This is a genomic window from Paenibacillus chartarius (genome assembly GCF_042432825.1).
GTDB lineage: Bacteria > Bacillota > Bacilli > Paenibacillales > NBRC-103111 > Gordoniibacillus > Gordoniibacillus chartarius.
Genome location: NZ_JBHLWN010000102.1, coordinates 16,090 through 39,752 on the forward strand (window position 1 = coordinate 16,090; position 23,663 = coordinate 39,752).

Below are 23,663 nucleotides of genomic sequence, written 5' to 3' on the forward strand. Positions count from 1 at the left end.
GGCTTTTATTCGCTTCTCGGCTTGCAAAGTATGTTAATGTGATTATGGGAATACCGGAAAGGATGTGAAATCATTGACATTACAGCAACTCAAATACATCATCGAAGTCGTGAAACGAGGGTCGATTAACGAAGCCGCCAAGCGGCTGTTTATTTCCCAGCCCAGCCTGTCCAATGCGATCCGGGACTTGGAAATCGAGATCGGCATCGCCATTTTTGAAAGGTCGAATAAGGGCATCTCGCTTTCCAAGGAAGGCGTTGAGTTCCTGAGATATGCCAGGCAGGTGGTCGAGCAGGCGGAGCTCTTGGAGAGCCGGTATCTTAATGCCAAACCGTCGCCGCAGCATTTTTCCGTGTCCACCCAGCACTATGCCTTCGCCGTCAACGCATTTGTAAGCCTCGTTGAGGAATACGGACAGGATGAGTACGAGCTGGCACTGCGCGAAACGAAAACCTACGAGATCATTGATGATGTAAAAAGCTTACGCAGTGAAATCGGCATTCTCTATCTGAATGAATTCAATGAGAAGGTCATAAACAAAATGCTGAAGGACGCCAATCTGCAGTTCCACAGCCTGTTCGTCGCCAAACCGCATATCTTCATCAGCGTACGCAATCCGCTGGCGAAACAATCGATCGTCACGATCGAGCAGCTTCAGCAGTATCCGTACTTGAGCTTCGATCAGGGTGAATATAACTCTTTCCACTTCTCGGAAGAGATTCTAAGTACTTTAACCCATAAAAAAAGCATTCGTGTCAATGACCGGGCAACCCTATTCAACCTGCTCATCGGATTGAACGGCTATACGATTTCGACCGGAATTCTTAGCGCGGATTTGAATGGCAATGAAATCATCCCCGTACCGCTGGATTGCAAGGAATCGATTAATGTCGGGTGGATCGCCCACCGCAACGTCGCTCTGTCCAAGCTCGGCACGGCCTATGTGGAAGCGCTGCAGCGTGTGATAGCTGTATAGTTATGCCGATCGCATCGGCAAGCGGATCAGCGTCAAGACTTGGTTATAGCTTTAGGCTATATCAGGATATAGGATTTAGCAGTTACCTGTTAGCCAATCAGCCATGGTATCTTTGCTTTACGAAAAAACAAGCGAAGCAGAGGAGTTGTTGGTTCATGGCGAAGAGCGGAGTTTTGGGCTATCCGCGGATTGGGGCGCAGCGGGAATGGAAAAAAGCGATCGAGGCCTATTGGGCAGGCAAGCTGGAGGAGAAGGAGCTGGACCGGCAGCTGCAGGATATCCGTTTGGGGCATTTACAGAAGCTGAAGAACAAAGGAATTGATTTCATTCCGGTGGGCGACTTCAGCATGTACGACCATGTGCTGGATACGGCTGCGATGTTCGGCATCGTGCCGAAACGCTTCGCAGCGTATAACGGCGGCGCCGTCCCGAAGTCGGTCTACTTCGGCATCGCCCGCGGGACGAAAGAGGCGGCCGCGAGCGAAATGACGAAGTGGTTTAACACGAACTACCACTATATCGTGCCCGAGCTGGATGGCGTAATGCCGGAATTGACCGAGAATAAGCCGCTTCTGGCTTATCGGGAAGCCAAGCAGAAGCTGGGCATCGAAGGCAGGCCCGTGCTGCTCGGCCCGCTAACGTTCCTGAAGCTGTCCAAAGGCTATGCGGAACAGGGCATCGATGCCTGGCTCGACCGGCTGCTGCCGCTCTACGTGCGGGTTCTTCAAGAGCTGGAGCGCGAAGGGGTGCCATGGCTCCAAATCGATGAGCCGATTCTCGTTACGAAGCTTGATACCGGGGACGTGCGGCGGCTGCGGACGATTTATGAAACGTTCCATTCATCGGCGCCGCGCTTGAAGCTCATGCTTCAAACGTATTTCGAATCGGTCGAGGCTTACCGCGATGTGATCGCGCTTCCCGTTCATGGAATCGGCTTGGATCTGGTGCATGGCCTGGAAGATAACCTGTCGGCGATAAGGACGATCGGGTTTCCGGCCGACAAAGCACTGGGAGCGGGGGTTATCAACGGACGCGGAATTTGGAAGGAGACACTTCACATCAAAAAAGCGCTGCTCGATGAGCTATCCACGTTGGTGCCGCCCGAGCAGCTGATCGTTCAAACGTCGTGCAGTCTCCTTCATGTGCCGATTTCGGTGCAGGGAGAAACGAACCTTGCACCGGAGCTGAGAGATGCGCTCGCCTTCGCAGACGAGAAGCTCGACGAATTAGTGCTTCTCGCAAGGTCGGTTACGGGAGGCGGAAACGGGACTGACGAAGACATACAGGCTTACGATTCGTCAGCCCTGGCGCTTAGCCGCTCCGAAGCGCGCAACCGGCACGCTATCCGGCAAGCGGCGGCAGCCCTGGCCGTACAGGATCCGCAGCGGAATCGTCCTTACGCAGAGCGGAGCGTGATCCAGCAAGCGAAGTGGAGGCTGCCGAGCTTCCCCACGACGTCGATCGGAAGTTTTCCGCAAACCCCGGAGATCCGGAAGGCTCGCCAGCTGTGGCGAAAAGGCGAGTGGACCGGTGAGCAATACTCCGGCTTCATAAGGCAGCAAATCGAACACTGGGTTCGGATCCAAGAGGAGATAGGGCTTGATGTGTTTGTGCATGGAGAATTCGAACGTACCGACATGGTTGAATTTTTCGGAGAGAAGCTGGCGGGGTTTGCCTTTACCCAGAACGGCTGGGTGCAATCGTACGGATCGCGCTGCGTGAAGCCGCCGATCATTTATGGAGACGTAGCGTTTCAGGGGGCCATGACCGTTGGCGAAACACAGTACGCCCAATCCTTGACGAAGCATCCCGTTAAAGGGATGCTCACGGGTCCGATTACGATCATGAATTGGTCGTTCGTCCGTGAAGATATTCCGCGGGAGCAAATTGCTTATCAGCTGGCGTATGCGCTTAGACAGGAGGTAGAGGCGCTCGAAGAGGCCGGCATCGGCATGATTCAAGTTGACGAACCCGCCGTCCGCGAAGGCTTGCCGCTCAAGGAAGCGAAGCAGGCCGACTATTTGGCCTGGGCGGTTCGAGCCTTCCGGTTGACCACCTCCAGCGTGAAAGATGAGACGCAGATCCACACGCATATGTGCTACTGTGATTTTCATGACATGATGGATAGTATCGATGCGATGGATGCGGACGTGATCTCGATCGAAACATCAAGGAGTCATGGCGAACTCATCGGCAGCTTCGAAGCGAAGTCGAACACGTATCGCAAAGGAATCGGTCTAGGCGTGTACGACATCCATAGCCCGCGAGTCCCAACTGTAGAGGAAATGACGGATGTGATTGACCGTGCCCTGCGCGTGTTGAACCCGAATTTGTTCTGGATCAATCCGGATTGCGGCTTGAAAACCCGCGGCTTCGAGGAAACGGTTGCTTCTTTGCGCAACATGGTGAAGGCAGCCCGGGTTGCTCGCGATACCTACTCCCTTAAGCTTTAAACAGTGCTTGCCACAATTTGGGCCGCGCCGTTCGCAACTTCACATCCCCTTCCTGCGTCAGTATAGCAGCGCCACTTTGTGAAGGAGTGAATGATAATGAGCAGCAAAGCCCGGTATGCAGCCGCCGTTGTACTTGTCGCCGCCATGATATCCGGTTGTTCGACCGGTGCGCCGGCTGGAGACGCCCAGACGGGAAATAAGCCGCCCTCCATGGTGGATACAGCAAAGGTTGAACAAGGAACGGGGGCGCCGGAGCCGGTTGAGAAGGCGCCCAAGCCAAGCGATCCAAGCCCCGGAGCGGCCGCTCCTCCGGCATCGGATGCGCCGTCCAAGACGCCTGATAAACCGAAGCCCGACGCACAAGGCCCCGTTACTCCCGAGCAAGCAAAACTAACGATTGCGGCAAGGGCGACGGAAGTCGTTACGTTGCTGAAAAATAAAGACATGGGCAAGCTGAAGACGTACGTTCATCCGCAAAAAGGGGTCCGTTTTTCGCCCTACAGCTATGTTGACGTCAAGAAGGACTTGATTTTTTCCGCAGATCAAATCGGCAACTTGCTGAAGGATGCGAAAACGTACACATGGGGCAGCTATGATGGTTCAGGCGAGCTGATTACCTTGACATTCGTCGAATATTTCGGCAAGTTTGTGTACGATCACGATTACGCTAAGGCGGAGAAGACCGCCTACAACGAAACGCTCGGCAAAGGCAACATGACCAACAACATCAAAGACGTATATCCGAATGCAATTGTTGTCGAGTATCATTTTTCCGGTTTCGATAAGAAGCTGGAAGGGATGGACTGGGCGAGCTTGCGCCTGATATTCGAAAAAGCGGATTCGGAGTGGATGCTCGTCGGTCTGACACACGACCAATGGACGACGTAAGCAACGGCAGCTCCGAACTGCCTGGAGAAGCACCGATCCCAATGATCATTCCGCTGGCTCTGTCTGATTTAATAATGGCGAGCGGGGAGAAGGTCTCGAAAATTGAAGTCATGCCGAACTCGAGCTTGAGATAAAATGCTGTGCAGGAGTGCCCACACCTGGGGCATTCCTATTTTTTTTGTGCATAGGAGACGGGCGAAGCCTATTTCCGTGATGAATGGCGGCTTAGTTCGTGCTCGCTGGGGAATAAGAGGGGTGTCTGTGCGGTCTTTTATATATACATAATAAATATTATGTAAAATAAAATGCCGATTACCAACATCATGTCGGAATCAACTGCCCTCGGTCTCCATGCGCAATTGATTTGTCCCGGGGCTGTAGAACGGAACAGCCGATTCATAAAAGCGATCATGGACTCTACAATGCCAGTCCTCCTAATACAACGGGGTTAACCTGCAAATAACGAGTGACTATGAGATCAGAGATGTTCACCGCAATGAATACCGCAAACGGGTTGGGTTTATCCCCACCTGTCTGCGGTTATTTCTGTCTGATGACATCGTTTTGTGTAATATATCATGACACAGTGCATGGAATTTTCGGGCTTCAAACGTCTGTTGCGAAGATTTATGTTAACGATTCTCACAAAAAGTACTTGAAACGTTCGGGAAAACGGGGTAAAGTAAATCTCAAGAGGATATGTCATGAAACATAACAACAAGCCGAAAGTGTCGGAATTGACCGGTTAAATGTCATGATAATTCACACGATAGGGGCTGAGGAAATGGATAAAAAGCGATTGGTGATGGTTGGGAACGGGATGGCCGGCGTATCGTGCATCGAACAGCTGTTGAAGATTCATCCCCATGGTTATGACATTTCGATTTTCGGCAAAGAGCCTCATCCGAATTATAACCGTATTTTGTTGTCGAAGGTGTTGGCCGGAGACTCCGAAATGAAAGACATCGTGTTGAACGATTGGGAATGGTATAAGGAAAACAAGATCAACCTCTACACAGGCCATACCGTGACGAAGATTGATACGCAGAAGCGCACCGTAACGTCAGACGGCGGGATCACCGTGCCTTATGACGAATTGATCCTGGCAACCGGATCGACGCCATTCATGCTCCCGCTGCCGGGGGCGGACAAAGACGGCGTTATCGCATTCCGTGACATTAAAGATTGCGAAGCGATGATCGCCGCGTCGAAGCAATACAAGAAAGCCGTCGTCATCGGCGGCGGATTGCTGGGGCTGGAGGCGGCTAGAGGCCTTCTGAACTTGAACATGGAGGTGTCGGTCGTTCACATCAACCGTTACCTTATGAATATGCAGTTGGATCCTACCGCATCGCTCTTGCTGCAGCGGGAACTCGAATTGCAGGGGATGAAATTTTACCTGGAGAAACAATCGGAATCCATCTTGGGCAAACATCGGGTAGCGGGCCTGCGCTTCACGGACGGCACTTCGATCGAAGCGGATCTGATCGTGATGGCGGTCGGCATCCGCCCGAATGTGGCGCTCGCGAAGTCTTGCGGAATCGAAGTAAACCGGGGAATCGTCGTAAACGACTTTATGGAAACGAGTCTTCCGCACATTTATTCGGTCGGTGAGTGCGCGGAGCACAATGGGGTTGCATACGGTCTTGTCGCTCCGCTATACGAGCAAGGAGCTGTGCTGGCGAAGCGGCTCGCCGGAATCGAAACGGAAGGCTACAAAGGCTCCGTCGTTTCGACGAAGCTCAAAGTATCGGGCGTGGACGTATTCTCCGCCGGCCGGTTCGCCGACGAACCGGGTACACGATCCGTTCGGGTGCAGGACGATTTCGAAGGGGTTTATAAGAAGGTGGTCATCCGGGACGGCAAAGTCGTGGGCGCCGTATTGTTCGGCGATACGAGCGACGGCTCGCGCCTGTTCTCCCTTATTCGCAAAGGAGAAGACGTAACCGGCAAGGAGAAGCAAATCTTGCTCGGAGCGGTCGCCGGGGGCTCGGCGACATCCGGCGTCGACATCGTTGCGGCGATGGACGCGGATGAGATCGTCTGCGGCTGCAACGGCGTGTCGAAGGGGGACATTGTCGGTGCAATTCGGGAAAAGGGCTGCTCCAGCGTCAACGAGATCAAAGCGTGCACGAAAGCATCCGCCTCTTGCGGAGGCTGCAAGCCGCTTGTGGCAGATTTATTGACACATGTGTTAGGCGCCGAAGGCGTCAAAACCGTAAAAGAAGGCATCTGCGGGTGTACGCTCCATAGCCGCGATGAAATTGTGGAGGCCATTCGGCGCATGCGCCTTACGACTTCCAAGGAAGTCATGAACGTTCTGGACTGGAACAATCCGGAGGGCTGCTCGAAGTGCCGGCCTGCACTCAATTATTACCTGGGCATGGTTTGGCCCGAGCTGCACGAGGACGAGCGCGAGTCGCGCTTCGTGAACGAGCGGAATCACGCTAATATCCAGAAAGACGGCACTTACTCGGTCGTTCCCCGGATCTACGGCGGCGTAACGACTCCGCAAGACCTGCAGCGGATCGCGGAGGTTGCGCTGAAGTACAACGTGCCGATGGTGAAATTCACCGGCGGACAGCGGCTCGATTTGCTAGGCGTCGCCAAGGAGGATCTGCCTAACGTATGGGCGGACCTTGACATGCCGTCCGGCTACGCTTACGGGAAAGCGCTGCGCACCGTAAAGACTTGCGTCGGTTCCACGTTCTGCCGTTTCGGTACGCAGGATTCGATCCAGATGGGTATCGATCTGGAGAAAAAATTCGAGCGCCTTAATACACCGGCGAAGGTGAAGATGGCGGTGTCCGGCTGCCCTCGCAACTGCGCGGAATCGACAATCAAAGATTTGGGCGTTATTGCGATCGACGGCGGCTGGGAGCTCTACGTCGGCGGCAACGGTGGAACCAAATTAAGAGGAGCCGAGCTGCTTGGCAAGGTGAAGACGGAGGATGAGGTGCTCGAATGGACAGGAGCTTATTTGCAGTATTACCGGGAAACCGGCAATTACGGTGAGCGTACGTCGGAATGGGTAGAGAGGGTCGGACTCGAGTCGATCAAGACCGCACTCGCGAGTGCGGAAACGCGAAGCGCGCTCGTGGAACGGATCGAACATACGCTCTCTTTAACCAACGATCCATGGAAAGAAATCATCGAATCCCAAGCGTTACATTCGACGTTCAAGCCTCTAACCGCACAAGAAGTATGAAAGGACGGTTGATCTGATGAAACGCATCGTTGTCGGCAAGCATTCGGATATCACAGAGAAAAGATCGAGAGTCGTGAACGTCGACGGTATCGAAATCGCGTTGTTCAAGCTATCGGGCGGAGAGATTAAGGCGATCGAAAATAAGTGCCCGCACAAAGGCGGCAAGCTGTCGGAAGGCATCGTCTGCTCCCATCACGTCTTCTGCCCGCTCCACGATTGGAAGATCAGCTTGGAGAACGGCGTCGTCCAAGCACCGGACGAGGGCTGCGTAAACACATTCAGGGTCGAAATCGGTGCAGACGGGGACCTCATCCTGTATTATAATAATCGAGCGGAACATGCTTCATAATTCATGAACAAAAGTAGGGTTGCAAGATGAGAAGATTGGAAGGCAAGCGAATCGCTTTAACGGGTCCTCGCAGGTCCGAGGAATTGGGGACCTTAATCGCCAAGATGGGCGGGGTCCCGTTGTTTCGCCCAGCACAAGGCACTACAGTGTTAGACGATTCGAACATTGAGGCGGAAGTGAAGCGCGTAGCGGAAGGAGCCTTCGATTGGATGATCCTGACTACGGGCGTTGGTACGGAGCTGCTGTACGAAACCGCGAAACGGCTCGATATGGCCGAGCAATTCGTCTCGTCGCTCGGAGGCATGCAAATCGCCGCTCGCGGGTACAAGACGGTGAATATGCTGAAAAAGCTTGGCTTGAAACCGGTAGTCCGGGACGACGACGGGAGCACGGCGGGGCTTCTGCGGCAAATGGCCGCTTTCGACTTGAGCGGCGCGAAGGTCGCGCTGCAGCTTCACGGCGACCCCGCACCCAAGCTGGTGCAATGGCTGGAGGCGCAGGGGGCGCAGTACCGGGAAATTCTCCCTTATTCCCACACGCCGCCCGAGCCCGAGGTGATGGATCGGCTGCTCGAAGAGATCGTTCGAGGCGACGCCGATGCGGTTGCGTTCACCAGTACGCCGCAGTCCCGCTTCCTCATGTCCCATGCGAGGGCAAGGGGGATGGAGCAGGACGTCATCAAGGCGTTTACCGACCGCGTCGTAGCCGTTGCGGTAGGCAAAGTGACCGCGCAAGCGCTTCGGGAAGAAGGGATCTCTAGAGTCGTAGTGCCATCCGAAGAACGGATGGGAAGCGCGATTGTGGCTTTAAGCGATTATTATGCCGGATCATCAACAGTGGAATAAATCTTGACATTGCAATCTGTTCCCAATATAATCCTATTAGATATGTAATTTAATATGACACAAAGGTGTGTCGATGCAGGCAACGAAGCCATTTCTGTACGATGATGTACAGGGATTGGCTTCTTTTTGTTTATTTACTTAATTCGATGCGATGTGGAGGCTCTACGGATGAAAGAAAAGCTCGTTTTAATAGGAAATGGCATGGCTGGAGTCAACATGGTCGAACATCTGCTGAAGCTTGCTCCCCACAAGTATGAAATCACGATCTTCGGTACGGAGCCGCATCCGAACTATAACCGGATCCTGCTCTCCTACGTACTCGCAGGAGATTCGAAGGTGGACGATATAGTCATCAATTCCTTCGAATGGTACGTACAGAACGGCATTACCTTGCATGCGGGGCAAACGATCACAGCGGTCGATCCGGCAGCGAAGACGGTAACAAGCGATCAAGGGCTGACGGTTCCTTACGACAAGCTGGTTTTCGCTACAGGCTCCAATCCGTTCATGCTTCCTTTGCCGGGAGCGGACAAAGAAGGGGTTATGGCGTATCGGACGATTCGCGATTGTGAGCAGATGATCGAGGCGTCGAAGACGTACAAAAAAGCCGTCGTTATCGGCGGCGGCTTGCTTGGACTGGAAGCGGCGAGAGGCTTTCTGAACTTGGGGATGAAGGTCGATGTCGTACACATTATGGATACGATTATGGAACGGCAGCTCGATCGCACCGCTTCCAAAATGCTGCAAGCAGCCCTGGAAGAGCAAGGCATGAACTTCTTGCTGGAGAAGCAGTCCTTGGAAATAGTCGGCGATCAACGCGTCGCGGGGTTGAAATTTAAAGACGGAACCGAAACCGATGCAGATCTCATCGTTATGGCCGTTGGGATTAGACCGAATGTACAGCTTGCGAAAGAGACAGGGCTGGAAACGAACCCCGGCATTGTCGTTAACGACTATATGGAAACAAGCGTTCCCGGCATCTATGCGGTCGGCGAGTGCGCGATGCATCGCGGCGTCGTTTATGGCTTAGTGGCTCCGTTATACGAGCAAGGAGCGGTATTAGCTAAACATCTGGCCGGTCTCGATACAGCGCCGTATGAAGGCTCCGTCGTCTATACGAAGCTGAAGGTTTCGGGCGTAGACGTATTCTCCGGCGGACAATTCGTCGAGAGCGAAGGTACGAAAGCGATCCGCGTTCATGACGAGCTTTCCGGCATTTACAAGAAAGTGCTGATCAAGGATAACAAAATTATCGGTGCGGTTCTGTTCGGCGATACGACGGACGGAACGCGGCTGATGCAAATGATCCGTAACGAAACCGATGTGTCCGGGATGGAGAAGACGGCGATTCTGCAGGATTCCTCATCGGCCGCAGGAGCCGGAGCGGGTTCCGGCGCAGCTTCGATGAGCGACGATGCCATCGTTTGCGGCTGTAACGGCGTCAGCAAAGGTGACATCTGCAAAGCAATCAAAGAGCAGGGATTATCTACAATTGAAGAGGTAAAAAATTGCACGAACGCATCCCGCTCCTGCGGCGGCTGTAAGCCGCTGGTAGGCGAGCTGCTGTCGCTCACGCTTGGCGACGGATTCAAGCAGGATATGAAAGAGACGATTTGCGGCTGCACCGATGTGTCGCGCGACGAAGTCGTAGAAGCAATCAAAGAAAAAGGCCTTTCACATGTCCGCGAAGTGATGAATGTGCTCGGCTGGAAAACCGAAGAAGGCTGCTCCAAATGCCGCCCTGCATTGAATTATTACTTGGGCATGGTGAACCCCGAGAAGTACCAGGACGACCGAACTTCCCGATTCGTGAACGAGCGCATGCATGCCAATATCCAAAAGGACGGCACCTACTCGGTCGTACCGCGCATGTACGGCGGCGTCACGACGCCAAGCGAATTGAAACGGATCGCTGAGGTGGCTGAAAAATATAACGTTCCTACCGTCAAGCTCACCGGGGGACAACGCATCGATCTGCTTGGCGTTCATAAGGAGGACTTGACCGCGATGTGGGCCGATCTGGATATGCCGTCCGGCTACGCCTACGGTAAGGCTCTCCGCACCGTCAAAACATGTGTCGGCGAAGACTATTGCCGTTTCGGCACAGGCGATTCCATGGGAATGGGCATAGCGCTGGAGAAACGCTTCGAACGGCTGAACACACCGGCGAAAGTGAAAATGGCGGTATCCGGCTGTCCGCGCAATTGCGCCGAATCCGGTATCAAGGATCTTGGCGTCGTGTCCGTCGACGGCGGCTGGGAGCTGTATGCCGGCGGTAACGGCGGCGTCAAGGTCCGCGTAGGCGATCTGCTGACAACGGTAAAGACGGAAGAAGAAGTCATCGAATATACCGAAGCCTACCTGCAGTATTATCGCGAATCCGGGAAGTACGGTGAACGGACATCGGAGTGGGTGAGCCGCCTTGGCATTGAGCATATTCGCGAGGTCGTGCTGGATGCCGAGAAACGCAAGGAGCTGCGCGAACGAATGGATATTGCACTGTCGGTGACGAAAGACCCGTGGAAAGAAGCCGTGGAAAACGAAAGCATCCGCAAAGATTTGTATGAAGTCATCGAACTTAAATAATGTCAGCCGAGAGGAGCGCTAAAGGATGAGCAACGTAAAGCAAACCGTACATTGGGTCGATGTGACCGCTTATGACGAGCTGAAGCCGAACACGGGGAAAACGGTCCGGATTCAAGAAGAAGAGATCGCTTTGTTTCGATTAGCGAATGACAAAGTAGTCGCCGTCCAGAATCGTTGTCCGCATAAGGACGGAGTCTTGGCTGAAGGGATCGTTTGTGACGAACATGTGTTCTGCCCGCTGCACGATCGCAGAATCCACCTTCCTTCCGGGCTTGTTCAGAAGCCGGACACAGGCTGCGTGCGCACATACGAAACGAAGGTTCAAGACGGAAGAGTGCACATCGCCGTTTCGCAATCTACTACGGTTGCGGTATAAGGCTCGCGCAAGAACGTAGTCGGACGCTCCGACGCGCTCCTTTTGCTGGGTAACGTGCCTGAAGGACACTTCCCAACACTTGGAGCCTTTTTATTGGCGACTTTGCCATCTTAGTTTGAGGAGAATGCTTCTATGCGACAAAATCGGGCAGTCCTGACGTTAGGGCTATCGACTATGGCCATGACAGCTTCATTTGTAATTTGGAGCGTGTTTTCTCCGATCGCCGGACAGCTAAAGGAGCTGCTTCATCTCAGCTCGATTCAAATGAGCCTGTTGATCGCAGCGCCGGTTTTGCTCGGATCGATCATGCGAATTCCCATGGGAATTTATACCGACCGATTTGGCGGCAGGCGAGTGTTCACGGCGACGATGCTGTTCCTCATCGTGCCGCTGCTGGCGGCCGCTTCGACACAGTCTTACTGGGTCCTTCTGCTCTGTGCGTTGTTCATCGGTGTGGCGGGGACGACGTTCGCCATATCCATGACATATGTTTCCAGATGGTTCCCTCCGGAGCGGCAAGGACTGGTTCTGGGATTAGCTGGAATCGGCAATCTCGGAGGCGCCGTTGCGAGTTATACGCTGCCGTTTATTTTTAACAGCTATGGATTTCAGTGGGTGTTCTGGAGCCTGGCGATTCTGATGGCATGTGTGAGCGTAATCTTCTGGGCCGGAACGACCGATTTACCTGCACCGGCGAAAGCGAAAACGTTCAAGCAATCGATGGCTGTGATGCAGGATCAGGCGACATGGTACTTATCGCTGTTTTATTTTCTTACCTTCGGCGGGTTCGTCGCTTTCGGTGCTTATCTGCCGACTTTCCTTACAGACATGTTTCATTTGCCCGCGACGGATGCGGGCATCAAGACGGCTGGGTTCGTCCTGATCGCTACGCTCATTCGGCCGCTGGGAGGATATTGGGCGGACCGCTTCGGTTCGCGTAAGGTTTTAGTCGTCGTATTCACGGGTATCGTTGTCACCTCACTCGTTATGGCTGTATTCACAAGTCATTTTTCCGTATTTTTCACGAGTTGCTATGCGGCCGCAATATTGCTCGGATTGGGGAACGGCGCCGTGTTCAAGATGGTCCCCGAGGTATCCGCGAGCAACATTGGTGCGGTAACCGGCATCGTTGGAGCGGCCGGCGGAGTGGGAGGATTTTTTCCGCCGATCCTGCTCGGCATGATTAAAGACTTGACAGGTGCTTATTCGCTTGGATTCGTATTGCTGGCACTCTTTGCCTGCGTCTGTCTGCGAATGAATTACAGTACAAAGAGAATGGAGCTCCGGAACCAAGAGGCGGCGGCTTGAACCGGACATGATCGGAGAGGCGGAAACTTTCTAACGAAAGGGGAGTGGAGGACCGGTATGAATAAACATAAGCTTGTCGTCATCGGTAACGGCATGGCCGGAGTTCGCTGTGTGGAAGAAATAATCGCGCTTGCTCCGGATCGATTCGACATCACGATTTTTGGCGCCGAGCCGCATCCGAATTATAACCGGATCCTGCTGTCCAAAGTCCTGCAGGGCGATACGGCGCTGAAAGACATTACAATTAATGACTGGCAGTGGTATCAGGAGCATAACATTACCCTTCACGCCGGGGACCCGGTTGTCCTTATGGATACAGCGAAGCGGAAGGTTACCAGCCAGAGAGGGATTTCTGTCGATTATGACCAGCTGATCCTCGCAACAGGCTCGCTGCCGTTCATGCTTCCGCTGCCGGGCGCCGATTTGCCTGGGGTTACGGCATTCCGAGATATCAAGGATTGCAACACGATGCTCGAAGCTTCCAAATCGTATAAGAAAGCAGTCGTCATCGGCGGCGGACTTCTCGGCTTGGAAGCGGCGCGGGGACTTCTCAATCTGGGGATGGAAGTTCATGTGGTGCATATCTTCAATCATTTGATGGAGCGCCAGCTGGACCCTACGGCAGCAAGCATGCTGCGCAAAGATTTGGAGCGCCAGGGCATGCGCTTTCTCCTCGAGAAGCAGACCGAGAAAATTATCGGCAAGAAGCGGGCGCAAGGGCTCCAGTTCAAGGACGGCAGTAAAATAGAGGCCGATCTTATTGTGATCGCCGTCGGCGTCCGCCCGAATATCCAGCTTGCCAAGGATAGCGGCATCGAAACGAACCGCGCCATCGTCGTGAACGATTATATGGAGACGAATGTGCCCGGCGTGTATGCCGTCGGCGAATGCGCGGAGCACCGCGGTATGGTGTACGGACTCGTGGCTCCGTTATACGAACAAGGCAAAGTGCTGGCGAACAAAATTTGCGGCATCGAAACGGAAGGGTATCCGGGCTCGATATTGTATTCTCAACTGAAGGTGTCGGGTGTAGAAGTATTTTCGGCGGGGGAAATTCGCGATTCGGAGCTCACAACCTCACTACAAGTTTACGACGGGATCTCGAATACGTATAAGAAAGTCGGCGTTCGCGATAACAAAATCGTCGGTGCGGTCTTGTACGGCGACAGCAGCGAAGGCAATGAACTGCTCGGTCATATTAAGCGGCAGGATGACGTTTCCGTGCTGAAAAATAAAGCTGCCGCCGGAGGTACGGACGACGCCTATGCCGCCTCGCTTTCACCGAATGCGACCGTGTGCTCCTGCAACGGAGTGACGAAAAGCGCGATAATGGATGCGGTCATGACGGGCTCTTGCGAAACCGTCGAAGACGTTCGTGCTTGTACGCGCGCATCAAGCACGTGCGGCGGCTGCAAGCCGTTAGTCAAGGCGGTGCTGCAGCTGGCGCTGCAGAGCAAGGACTCGTTGTCGGCGCCGAAAGAAACGGTATGCGGCTGCACGCCGTTCAGCCACGAAGAGCTTCGCGACGCCGTTCGCACTGGCGAATACGCTGCTCCGGACGAAGCTATGCGCGCTTTGGGCTGGGCCAATGCGCAGGGCTGCGAGATATGCCGCCCGGCCTTGCACTATTATGCCGGCCAGGCGCGGAGCTTGAAGCTGCTTGCGGCAGACTCTGCGGAAGATGCTCCTCCGGCCGGATCGGCGCGTCTTCTTGCCGACGGCTCGTACGCCGTTGCTCCCCGCATGTATGGCGGAATGACGAGCGCCGGACAGCTGCGGCAAATTGCGGATCTGATCGATAAATACAGCATTCCGATGGCAAAGCTCTCTATCCATGGCCAGCTGGATTTGTTAGGCGTTAATCCGAAGCTTGCGGACGGACTGATCGCCGATCTCGGCCAGAAGAGGACAGCCGAAACGGCCAGGATTACGGACCGGGCATACGGCAAAACGATCGGTACTGTCGTCACTTGCGATGGCTTGGACTATGATCGGGGCGCAATACGGGACTCCGTGTCGTTTGGCGCGAAGCTCGAACGGAGACTGGAGTGTCTTCCCATGCCGGCCGATGTTAGCGTTGCAGTATCGGCAAGCCCGCTGCACCGGGCCGGAACGCTTGCCAAGGATGTCGGCATCGTTGGCGCGCCTGGCGGCTGGGAAATCTATGTTGGCGGCAGCGGCACGATGAAGCTTCGGCAAGGGGAGCTGCTGTGCACGGAGCCCTCGGACGATAAGGCGTTCGAAATGACAGCGGCCTTCCTGCAGTGGTACCGCGAAGTAGCCAGATACGGCGAGACGACGGGTCAATGGGTGGAACGCATCGGGATTACGCAGCTGCGGGAAGCGCTGTTCCATAGTCCGTTCCGTTCGGAGCTGACGCGGAGAATGCATCGGGAACAGCAGGTAAATAAGCAAATATTCGGGCAAAAGCAACCCATCTCGCAGCAAGAAGCTGCTTTGACAAGGTGAATGAGCTATGAGTCGATTAATGGAGCAACTGCGGTCGGAACCGGCTTCGGAGCTTGTCATGGACACACAGTGTCCGTTCTGCAGCGTGCAGTGCAAGATGCAAATCATCGAACATAAAGTAGATGGAGCGCAAAGCCCGACCTATTCCGTCATACCGAAGCCGAATCTCGCCTCGGAAGGGCGCCTCTGCATCAAAGGGATGAATGCCTATCAGCATGTGCTGACCGGCGAACGGATCCTGCACCCGATGCTGAAGAAGGACGGAACGTTTGTCCGCATTTCGTGGGAAGAAGCTTATGAGCTTATCATCCACAAATTCAATGACATTCGCAGCCAATACGGCAGCGATGCGATCGCTCTTTACGGCGGAGGCTCGCTGACGAATGAATCCGCCTATGTACTGGGCAAGTTTGCACGGGTTGCGCTGCGGACCAAGTATATCGATTACAACGGCAGATTTTGCATGTCTGCTGCGGCTTCAGCGGGGGTCAAGGCGCTCGGCATCGATCGCGGGCTGACGAACCAGCTGTCGGACATCGAGCAAGCACGCTGCATCGTACTGGCAGGTACGAATATCGCAGAGTGCCAGCCTACGCTGATGCCTTATTTTACAAGAGCGAAGGAAAACGGAGCCTATATCATTGCAATCGACCCTAGAGAAACCGGTACGACCCGGATCGCGGATTTGCATCTGCGTGTGAAGCCGGGCATGGATGCAACGCTCGTTAACGGGCTTCTTAAGGTGCTGCTGGAGGAGGACTTGGTCGATCGGGATTTCGTACAGCAGCGGACGAAAGGCTTCGCCGAATTGAAGTCGCATCTGGAAGGGCTCGACTTGACGGAGATTGCCGAACTGACCGGCGTATCCGCCGAGACGATCCGTCAAGCGGCTGCAGCCTACGGCAAAGCGCCGACGGGCATGGTGTTCACGGCACGCGGCGTGGAGCAGCAGACGGACGGCCACATGTCGGTCCGCAACTTCATCAATTTGGCGTTATTAACCGGCAAGATCGGCAGGCCGGGCTGCGGCTACGGGGCCGTTACCGGCCAAGGCAACGGACAGGGAGGCAGGGAGCACGGTCAGAAAGCCGATCAGCTTCCGGGCTACCGTCTGATCGAAAATCCCGAGGATCGGGCCTATGTCGCCGGTGTGTGGGGAATCGATCCGGATGAGCTTCCGGGCAAAGGGGTTTCCGCGTACGAAATGCTGGTGAAGGTTCACGAGCAGGAGATTCGATCCTTGTTCGTGATGGCTTCCAATCCGCTCATTTCCAACCCGAATGCAAACCTGGTGCAGGAAGCACTGGAGAAGCTCGAATTTCTCGTCGTTGCCGACTTCTTGATGTCGGAGACCGCTCAGCTGGCGGATCTGATTTTGCCGGCGTCGGCTTACCTCGAGAATACGGGAACGCTAACCAATCTCGAAGGCCGGGTGCTGCTAAGGGAAGCCGCCCGCCCCGCAGCCGGCGAAGCGAAGCCTGATTGGGAAATTTTATGCGAATTGGCGGATAGACTGGGCAGGGGAGCTTACTTTGCGTTTTCGAGTGCCGAAGACATCTTTAACGAGCTTCGCTTGGCAAGCCGGGGTGGAGTTGCCGATTACTACGGCATTACCTATGAGCGCTTGCGGAAGGAAGAAGGCGTCTATTGGCCGTGTCCGGAGCCCGATCATCCCGGGCAGAAGCGCCTGTTTGAAACATCGTTTCCGCTGCCTGAAGGCAAGGCGCTGCTGACTCCCGTGGACAATCATCTGCCGAAGGAGCAGGCAAGTCCGGAGTATCCGTTATATTTAACGACCGGCCGCATTTTGACCCACTACTTAACCGGCGTGCAGACGAGAAAAAGCCATTCGTTGGCGGCCCGCGACGTAGAATCGTTCGTAGAGGTGCACCCGAAAACAGCCAAGAAGTACCGTCTCGATGAGGAAGCCCTTGTGAAGCTGGAGTCGAGACGGGGCGTTGTGTACGTGCGCTGCAGGTACAACGCCGACATTCGCGAAGACACCGTCTTCGTACCGATGCACTGGGGCGACACCCAAAACGTGAATAAGCTGACTCTCGACGCTCTGGATCCGACCTGCAAAATGCCGGGCTTTAAAGTGTGCGCGGTGAACGTTAGTCCATTTGTATCCGAGTTTTATTGAGAGCATAAGACCCTCCGGAAGCAGCATAATTAAAGAATAGTTGCTTGGGGAACGTAATAAATTTCATTGATCGACGAATTTCAAAAGAGAGGGGCTGATTACCGTAGATGGCGTCTGCCTTTGGTACAGCCCCTTGACATGCTCTTTCCTTATCAAAAAACCTCAGTAAGCGGTTTCCAAACACTCCATACATCCCGAACACTTGTCTAATTCTATCACGGTCCGCGAATACTACGAAGCTTTGTGCTCGCCGTCCTGGCTTAAACGGTGCTGAGTCGGAGCATGATTACTGATAACGAGTGCCCACGAAATCATCTCTCTCTGCGCAGCCATTCTAAGTCCGACAGTTTGGAATATGTGTAACAGTAGGACTACTTCTTGTTGTTTCGATTCCTGTTCATCCTGAGATAAACCAGGAGCGCCGCAAGCACCATCGTAAATACGGCAATCTGGTCGGCGACTTCAATCGATGCCCCCAGCATCAGACTGATTGATTTCCCTAAGGAGTTACCAAGAAAAGCTGCTGCAAGAATGAGTAAAGGACGGGAAAAATTAAATTTGCGCAAATGGAAAGGCCTCCCCAAGTAAAATGCTGATATGGTGAGTCTACTACAGAACAGCGAATAATTCTATATGACTTGATGTCGTCGACTCCATTACCGCCGGAATAAAGACATAACCTTCTCCCCCGAACAGCTTAACCGATGCATTGAAAAATAAAATAGTTGATTTCCGGTCCAAATAGTATTATATACTTATTTATAGTAATTATTATTAAGTATTAAATTTAAATCGATGAGGAGAGGTACTCATGGAATCTATGTCTTCTACAAACGGCGGTAAATGTCCATTCATGCATGGAAGCGCTACAAGTCACAAACCAACAGTCACGACGAATAAAGACTGGTGGCCTAACCAGATGAACTTGAACATTTTGCATCAGCATGACCGCAAATCGAACCCAATGGGGGAAGATTTCAATTACGCCGAGGAGTTCAACAAGCTAGACTACGAAGCTCTGAAGCAAGACCTTCGCGAGCTTATGACAAACAGCCAAGATTGGTGGCCGGCTGACTATGGTCATTACGGCCCGTTTTTTATCCGGATGGCTTGGCACTCTGCTGGTACATATCGTACCGGAGACGGACGCGGAGGCGCCGGAACCGGCACACAGCGGTTTGCGCCCTTAAACAGCTGGCCCGACAACGGCAACCTCGATAAAGCCCGCCGGCTGCTTTGGCCGATTAAACAAAAGTATGGAAACAAGATCTCATGGGCCGATTTGTTCGTTCTAACCGGCAATGTCGCTATTGAATCCATGGGCGGCAAGACATTTGGATTTGGCGGCGGTCGCGCGGATGTGTGGCATCCGGAAGAAGACATTTACTGGGGTGCTGAGAAGGAATGGCTGGGGGATACCCGTTATACCGGCGATCGCGACCTGGAAAATCCGCTTGCCGCCGTTCAGATGGGTCTCATTTATGTGAACCCGGAAGGTCCGAACGGCAAGCCTGATCCGCTCGCCAGCGCCCGCGACATCCGCGAAACGTTCAAACGGATGGGCATGAACGACGAAGAAACCGTTGCACTCGTGGCCGGCGGACATACGTTTGGCAAAGCGCACGGGGCGGGCGATGCGTCGCTTGTCGGTCCGGAGCCGGAAGCCGCTCCCGTTGAAGCGCAAGGTTTAGGCTGGCTGAGCACGCATGGCTCCGGCAAAGGCCGCGACACCATCACCAGCGGTATTGAAGGCGCTTGGACGGCGAATCCGACGCAGTGGGATAACGGTTATTTTGAAATGCTGTTCGGATATGAATGGGAGCTGACGAAGAGTCCGGCAGGCGCGCATCAATGGGCCCCTGTCAACCCTGCGAAGGAGCATCTTGCGCCGGACGCGGAGGATTCGTCCGTACGCGTGCCGACAATGATGACCACCGCGGATATGGCATTGCGTGTCGACCCGGAGTACGAGAAGATCTCCCGCCGATTCTATGAGAATCCGGATCAGTTTGCAGATGCGTTCGCTCGCGCGTGGTTCAAACTCACACACCGCGACATGGGACCTCGCGCAAGATATCTGGGCCCGGAAGTTCCTGAAGAAGTGCTGATCTGGCAAGATCCTGTTCCAGCTGTCGATTATGAATTAACGGATACAGAAGTGGCAGAGCTGAAAGCAAAGCTTCTGGAGTCCGGTCTTACCGTCAGCGAGCTGGTCACAACGGCTTGGGCTTCCGCCAGCACCTTCCGCGGCTCCGACATGCGCGGCGGCGCGAACGGCGCCCGCATCCGTCTTGCTCCGCAGAAGGACTGGGAAGTGAACGAACCGCAGCAGCTTTCCAAAGTACTTGCGACACTCGAATCGATTCAAGCTGGCTTGGAGAAAAAAGTCAGCATGGCCGATTTGATTGTACTAGGCGGCAGCGCCGCAGTAGAGAAAGCTGCACGAGATGCAGGCTTTGATGTAACCGTTCCTTTCGCTCCCGGTCGCGGCGATGCAAGCCAAGAGCAAACCGATGTGGACAGCTTTGCCGTTCTGGAGCCGGTCGCCGACGGTTTCCGCAACTATCAGAAGAAGCAGTACAGCGTAAGTTCCGCAGAGCTCCTCGTAGACAAAGCACAGCTGCTCAACCTTACTGCACCTGAAATGACCGTACTTGTCGGCGGCATGCGTGTTCTGGGCACAAACTTCGGCGGTACATCACACGGCGTATTCACCGATCGTGCAGGCATGCTAACGAACGACTTCTTTGTGAACGTGCTGGATATGGGCATCCAGTGGAAGCCAGCAGAAGGAGGCGTATTCGAAGGACGCGACCGCAAGACAGGTGAAGTCGTGCGTACGGCGACTACGGTTGACCTCGTGTTCGGTTCAAACTCCGTTCTGCGCGCTATTGCTGAGGTTTATGCTCAGGACGATAACCAAGAGAAGTTTGTGCGTGACTTTATTGCTGCATGGGTCAAGGTCATGAATGCAGACCGGTTCGACCTTAGATAACCGCTGAACCAGCTCATCTGAATATGGCAAAGCAAAGAGCAGTGTTTGTTATTTCGATACTGCTCTTTGTTTTCGAATGATTCCGATCTGATATTCGACTGAAAGTGAGAGTCAGGAAAGCTAATGAACTCCCGATAAGACGACGAAACATCGCCTGCTTTGGTGATGTTTTTTTGTGCAGGAATGGGGAACACGTAACGTCATGTTTTATACTAAAGTTACCGGTAAACAGATGCGCAACTTATTAGGAGATGATTATGAAGCGGCTTTGGAAGGCGGGAGAACTTGCTAAGCTTACGGGACTCACGATACGGACATTGAGAGTTTACGATCAGATCGGCCTGTGGCTCGCCATCGACGCATTCCGATTCGGGGCACAGGCAGTATAACGAAGCCGACCAATCGAGATTGCAGCGAATTTTGTCGTTAAAGGAGCTGGGCTTATCGCTGGAGGAGATCAAATCGGACTCTCGCCGGCTTGCGGATCGGCTGCTGCTTGCTGTGCGATAGCCTTAACCCGTTCCGCGAAAGAGGCGGGCCCTCACTACCGAAATAAAAAAATGGTTACCCGTTAAAGGTAACCAATAATTAATCTTATTGAGCGGTATGGGTAGCATTCACAAGCCGCAGGAACTCCCGCATGAAGCCCGGCAAATCAGGCCACGCATGGCCGGATACGAGTTGTCCATCGACATGCAGCGTGCCTTCCGCGTATCGGGCGCCCAAGCGTTCGACGTCGAGGCGGCAAGCGTTGTAGGCAGCCATCGTTCGTCCCTCGAAGTAGGCCGTATCCTGCAGCGAGGCGAATACTTGCACTGCATGGCAGATGGCGCCGACTGGCTTATTTTCCTCAAGGAAATGACGAAGTATCCGCGGCAGATGCTCATTCGAGCGAATATATTCCGGCGCGCGCCCGCCAGGGATGACGACGCCGGCGTATTCCGATGGTTCCACATCCGCGAATGCAATATGCGCTTGAAGCAGATGGGCAGGCTTTTCGGTGTACGTCTCCCAGCCTTCCACGAAATCATGGACGACGGTGTGAAGCGTTTTCTTGGATGGAGCGGCGATAACCGCTTCGTACCCTTCCTCTTGAATCCGGAAGTAAGGGTAGTATACCTCCAATACCTCTGCTGCGTCGCCGGTCACCAAGAGAATTTTCTTCGACATGTAATCACTCTCCCAATAAAGTGTGTGCCGAATGCAAAAAATCCGTTCCGTTTCAAGATGTGAGCAGTAACTGCCAGGAAAATGTTACCATACAAAATGCTCTTTGAGAATCGTACTTTTGAACTGTCATTTCATGTATAAATTTTTCTGCTCTTCCGGCTCCAGGCTTTAGTCAAGGACAGGGCGGCGAAGTAGGCCAGCATCGAGAAGCCGATGGAACCGACGGTTTTCCACAGCATGGAAAGGCTCAAACCATCGAAGTACCGGATCGCCCCTTGCCCGCAAAAAACCATCACAATCATGGCGAAAAAAACAGTCACATAGGGGCGGATGTCCCAGTAAAACCCGATGCTGCCGGAGATCGAGTAGAAGTTGAGCAGCGCGATCAGCACAATACTGAGGCCCAGCGCAAAAGCGATTCCAACAATGCCGAAATGGCTGCCTAGTATGTAGATTGCTGCAACCTTGAACGCTGTGGCAATAACATAGTTCCAAAGGGTGGCATTCGCACGGCCGAGCCCTAGCAGTATGGCATGCAGCGGCGCATCGAAATAATGAAGGAAAAACATGGGCGCCAGGATCTTCAGCAGCAGGCCGGCTTCCGGCGCGTCATAGATAATGGTGGTGAGCGGTGCGGCCCAAACGTACAGGATGACGGTGGCCGGCGCCCCGATGATAAGGCCTAAGCGCAAAGCTTGCTCCATTCTTTCGTGCATTAACAGGCTGTTCTTATTCGCTGCTGCTTCACTGATGGCCGGAATGAGGGCGGTGGACAGGGACTGGGTGATGAAGCTGGGCATGAAGAGAAGCGGGAAGGCATATCCGGCGATCATGCCGAACTGTTTGGTAGCCATGTCCGTGCCTATGCCCGCAGCGGCAAGGCTGGTCGTAATAAGCAGCGGCTGAAAGGCGCCATAGAGGGAATGAACCACACCATTACCGGTAGTCGGCAAGCCTATCCGAAGCAGCTCGAAGAGGGTCGATCGGCCCTTCCGAAGATGGGCGGCCCAAGTCTCTCCCGGCAGTTTCACCTCCCCGTGCAGCTTGTAGCTGGCAAGCAGAAACAGCAGACTGAAGCTCTCGCTCACCACCGATGCGGCCATAGCGCCTGCAGCCGCATAGGCAACGCCGTAGGGCAGCAGTACGTGCACCAAGGCCAGCACACATGCGATCTGTACGGTGTTCTCCAAAACATCGGAGGCGGCGATGGCGTGCATCCGCTGCTTCCCGCGGAAGTATCCCTTCAGCACCGCCGATACGGCAACGATAGGCGCAATCGGCGTGATCGCAAGCATGGCGTAATACGCGCGCTCGTCGCTGAGCAGGACGGAGGCGATCCATTCCGAGCCGAGCAGGGAGAAGGTCGTCAGTGTGACACTCAGGAAGCCCGTAACGAACAGAGAGACGTGCAGGATTCTTCTTATCTTGACCCGGTCTCCCCGGGCATCGGCCTCAGCGACCAGCTTGGAGATCGCGACCGGCAGTCCCAGCTCCGTAATCGTGATGACTAACGGAACCAGGGGATGCGCCATCATCAACAAGCCGATTCCTTCCGCACCCAGCACCCTGGCTACGAACATTCCGCTGATGAAGCCTAGTATGCGGTTGATAAACGCGGCGACGGACAAGAAGACCGTTCCTCTAATGAACGCTTGCGAAGGTTGCGGCATTGGGCATCATGTCCTCCTGTAGATCAAATACTATCATTGTATTTCACCTTTCGGAAAAACATGAGAACAAGCCACACGTCTACCGGAAGTTATCCAATTTCGCCTCAACAACATGAGGGGTAAGCAGAAGAGGGTTGCCAACAAAAAATATTGAACTAGTCGTTCCGAAATATACTGGACTAATCATTCCTGAAATTATATACTGTAACTATCGAAACGGGGGAGGG

15 protein-coding genes and 1 pseudogene are annotated in these 23,663 nt (G+C 54.0%); 13 read left to right on the forward strand and 3 right to left on the reverse strand.

Going from position 1 to position 23,663, the window contains the following annotated elements:
• Positions 1-73: 73 nt before the first annotated feature.
• From ACFFK0_RS25295 to nasC, 11 genes are all read left to right on the forward strand, one after another.
• On the forward strand, positions 74-976 hold the full coding sequence (locus tag ACFFK0_RS25295; protein WP_377473178.1) for a LysR family transcriptional regulator: 903 nt from the start codon (positions 74-76) through the stop codon (positions 974-976).
• A gap of 155 nt (positions 977-1,131) precedes the next feature.
• Positions 1,132-3,429, forward strand: a complete 2,298-nt coding sequence (metE, locus tag ACFFK0_RS25300; RefSeq protein WP_377473180.1) for a 5-methyltetrahydropteroyltriglutamate--homocysteine S-methyltransferase — start codon at positions 1,132-1,134, stop codon at positions 3,427-3,429.
• 96 nt (positions 3,430-3,525) lie between these two features.
• Positions 3,526-4,317, forward strand: a complete 792-nt coding sequence (locus ACFFK0_RS25305) for a hypothetical protein (protein WP_377473182.1) — start codon at positions 3,526-3,528, stop codon at positions 4,315-4,317.
• Positions 4,318-5,101: 784 nt separating this feature from the next.
• A complete protein-coding gene (gene nirB, locus ACFFK0_RS25310; RefSeq protein WP_377473184.1) occupies positions 5,102-7,525 on the forward strand; it encodes a nitrite reductase large subunit NirB in 2,424 nt (807 codons plus the stop codon).
• A 16-nt stretch (positions 7,526-7,541) separates the two neighbouring features.
• On the forward strand, positions 7,542-7,874 hold the full coding sequence (nirD, locus tag ACFFK0_RS25315) for a nitrite reductase small subunit NirD (protein WP_377473186.1): 333 nt from the start codon (positions 7,542-7,544) through the stop codon (positions 7,872-7,874).
• 26 nt (positions 7,875-7,900) lie between these two features.
• Positions 7,901-8,719 carry a uroporphyrinogen-III synthase gene (locus ACFFK0_RS25320; protein WP_377473188.1) on the forward strand — a complete coding sequence of 273 codons (819 nt, stop codon included), beginning with the start codon at positions 7,901-7,903 and terminating at the stop codon, positions 8,717-8,719.
• Between the two features lie 168 nt (positions 8,720-8,887).
• On the forward strand, positions 8,888-11,305 hold the full coding sequence (nirB, locus tag ACFFK0_RS25325; protein ID WP_377473189.1) for a nitrite reductase large subunit NirB: 2,418 nt from the start codon (positions 8,888-8,890) through the stop codon (positions 11,303-11,305).
• Between the two features lie 25 nt (positions 11,306-11,330).
• On the forward strand, positions 11,331-11,681 hold the full coding sequence (gene nirD / locus ACFFK0_RS25330; protein ID WP_377473191.1) for a nitrite reductase small subunit NirD: 351 nt from the start codon (positions 11,331-11,333) through the stop codon (positions 11,679-11,681).
• Positions 11,682-11,813: 132 nt separating this feature from the next.
• The gene (locus ACFFK0_RS25335) at positions 11,814-12,989 is read left to right on the forward strand and encodes an MFS transporter (RefSeq protein WP_377473193.1); all 1,176 of its coding nucleotides are present in this window, start codon (positions 11,814-11,816) and stop codon (positions 12,987-12,989) included.
• Between the two features lie 57 nt (positions 12,990-13,046).
• On the forward strand, positions 13,047-15,458 hold the full coding sequence (gene nirB, locus ACFFK0_RS25340) for a nitrite reductase large subunit NirB (protein WP_377473195.1): 2,412 nt from the start codon (positions 13,047-13,049) through the stop codon (positions 15,456-15,458).
• A gap of 7 nt (positions 15,459-15,465) precedes the next feature.
• Positions 15,466-17,601: an assimilatory nitrate reductase catalytic subunit NasC gene (nasC, locus tag ACFFK0_RS25345; protein WP_377473197.1), complete on the forward strand. Its 2,136-nt coding sequence runs from the start codon at positions 15,466-15,468 to the stop codon at positions 17,599-17,601.
• 371 nt (positions 17,602-17,972) lie between these two features.
• Here the strand turns inward: nasC and ACFFK0_RS25350 are convergent, their stop codons facing one another.
• The gene (locus ACFFK0_RS25350) at positions 17,973-18,167 is read right to left on the reverse strand and encodes a hypothetical protein (RefSeq protein ID WP_377473199.1); all 195 of its coding nucleotides are present in this window, start codon (positions 18,165-18,167) and stop codon (positions 17,973-17,975) included.
• A 245-nt stretch (positions 18,168-18,412) separates the two neighbouring features.
• Between ACFFK0_RS25350 and katG the strand changes: the two genes are divergently transcribed.
• Together katG and ACFFK0_RS25360 are read left to right on the forward strand one after the other, a co-directional pair.
• Positions 18,413-20,596, forward strand: coding sequence for a catalase/peroxidase HPI (gene katG, locus ACFFK0_RS25355; protein WP_377473201.1), 2,184 nt, complete (start codon positions 18,413-18,415; stop codon positions 20,594-20,596).
• 257 nt (positions 20,597-20,853) lie between these two features.
• Positions 20,854-21,061: pseudogene (locus ACFFK0_RS25360) on the forward strand (MerR family transcriptional regulator); the annotation flags it as partial.
• Positions 21,062-21,190: 129 nt separating this feature from the next.
• Here ACFFK0_RS25360 and ACFFK0_RS25365 read toward each other — a convergent pair.
• Both ACFFK0_RS25365 and spoVB read right to left on the reverse strand, forming a co-directional pair.
• The gene (locus ACFFK0_RS25365) at positions 21,191-21,766 is read right to left on the reverse strand and encodes a DJ-1/PfpI family protein (RefSeq protein WP_377473203.1); all 576 of its coding nucleotides are present in this window, start codon (positions 21,764-21,766) and stop codon (positions 21,191-21,193) included.
• Between the two features lie 131 nt (positions 21,767-21,897).
• Positions 21,898-23,436 (reverse strand): stage V sporulation protein B, encoded by a 1,539-nt coding sequence (spoVB, locus tag ACFFK0_RS25370; RefSeq protein WP_377473205.1) that lies wholly within the window; start codon positions 23,434-23,436, stop codon positions 21,898-21,900.
• Positions 23,437-23,663 lie beyond the last annotated feature (227 nt).

What these genes read in the sequence shown, in the direction of transcription:
- nirB (WP_377473184.1), top strand. Translation starts at nt 5,102, where the DNA reads ATGGATAAAAAGCGATTGGTGATGGTTGGGAACGGGATGGCCGGCGTA.
- nirD (WP_377473186.1), top strand. Translation starts at nt 7,542, where the DNA reads ATGAAACGCATCGTTGTCGGCAAGCATTCGGATATCACAGAGAAAAGA.
- ACFFK0_RS25320 (WP_377473188.1), top strand. Translation starts at nt 7,901, where the DNA reads ATGAGAAGATTGGAAGGCAAGCGAATCGCTTTAACGGGTCCTCGCAGG.
- nasC (WP_377473197.1), top strand. Translation starts at nt 15,466, where the DNA reads ATGAGTCGATTAATGGAGCAACTGCGGTCGGAACCGGCTTCGGAGCTT.
- katG (WP_377473201.1), top strand. Translation starts at nt 18,413, where the DNA reads ATGGAATCTATGTCTTCTACAAACGGCGGTAAATGTCCATTCATGCAT.
- metE (WP_377473180.1), top strand. Translation starts at nt 1,132, where the DNA reads ATGGCGAAGAGCGGAGTTTTGGGCTATCCGCGGATTGGGGCGCAGCGG.
- nirB (WP_377473195.1), top strand. Translation starts at nt 13,047, where the DNA reads ATGAATAAACATAAGCTTGTCGTCATCGGTAACGGCATGGCCGGAGTT.
- ACFFK0_RS25335 (WP_377473193.1), top strand. Translation starts at nt 11,814, where the DNA reads ATGCGACAAAATCGGGCAGTCCTGACGTTAGGGCTATCGACTATGGCC.
- ACFFK0_RS25365 (WP_377473203.1), bottom strand. Translation starts at nt 21,766, where the DNA reads ATGTCGAAGAAAATTCTCTTGGTGACCGGCGACGCAGCAGAGGTATTG.
- spoVB (WP_377473205.1), bottom strand. Translation starts at nt 23,436, where the DNA reads ATGCCGCAACCTTCGCAAGCGTTCATTAGAGGAACGGTCTTCTTGTCC.
- nirD (WP_377473191.1), top strand. Translation starts at nt 11,331, where the DNA reads ATGAGCAACGTAAAGCAAACCGTACATTGGGTCGATGTGACCGCTTAT.
- nirB (WP_377473189.1), top strand. Translation starts at nt 8,888, where the DNA reads ATGAAAGAAAAGCTCGTTTTAATAGGAAATGGCATGGCTGGAGTCAAC.
- ACFFK0_RS25305 (WP_377473182.1), top strand. Translation starts at nt 3,526, where the DNA reads ATGAGCAGCAAAGCCCGGTATGCAGCCGCCGTTGTACTTGTCGCCGCC.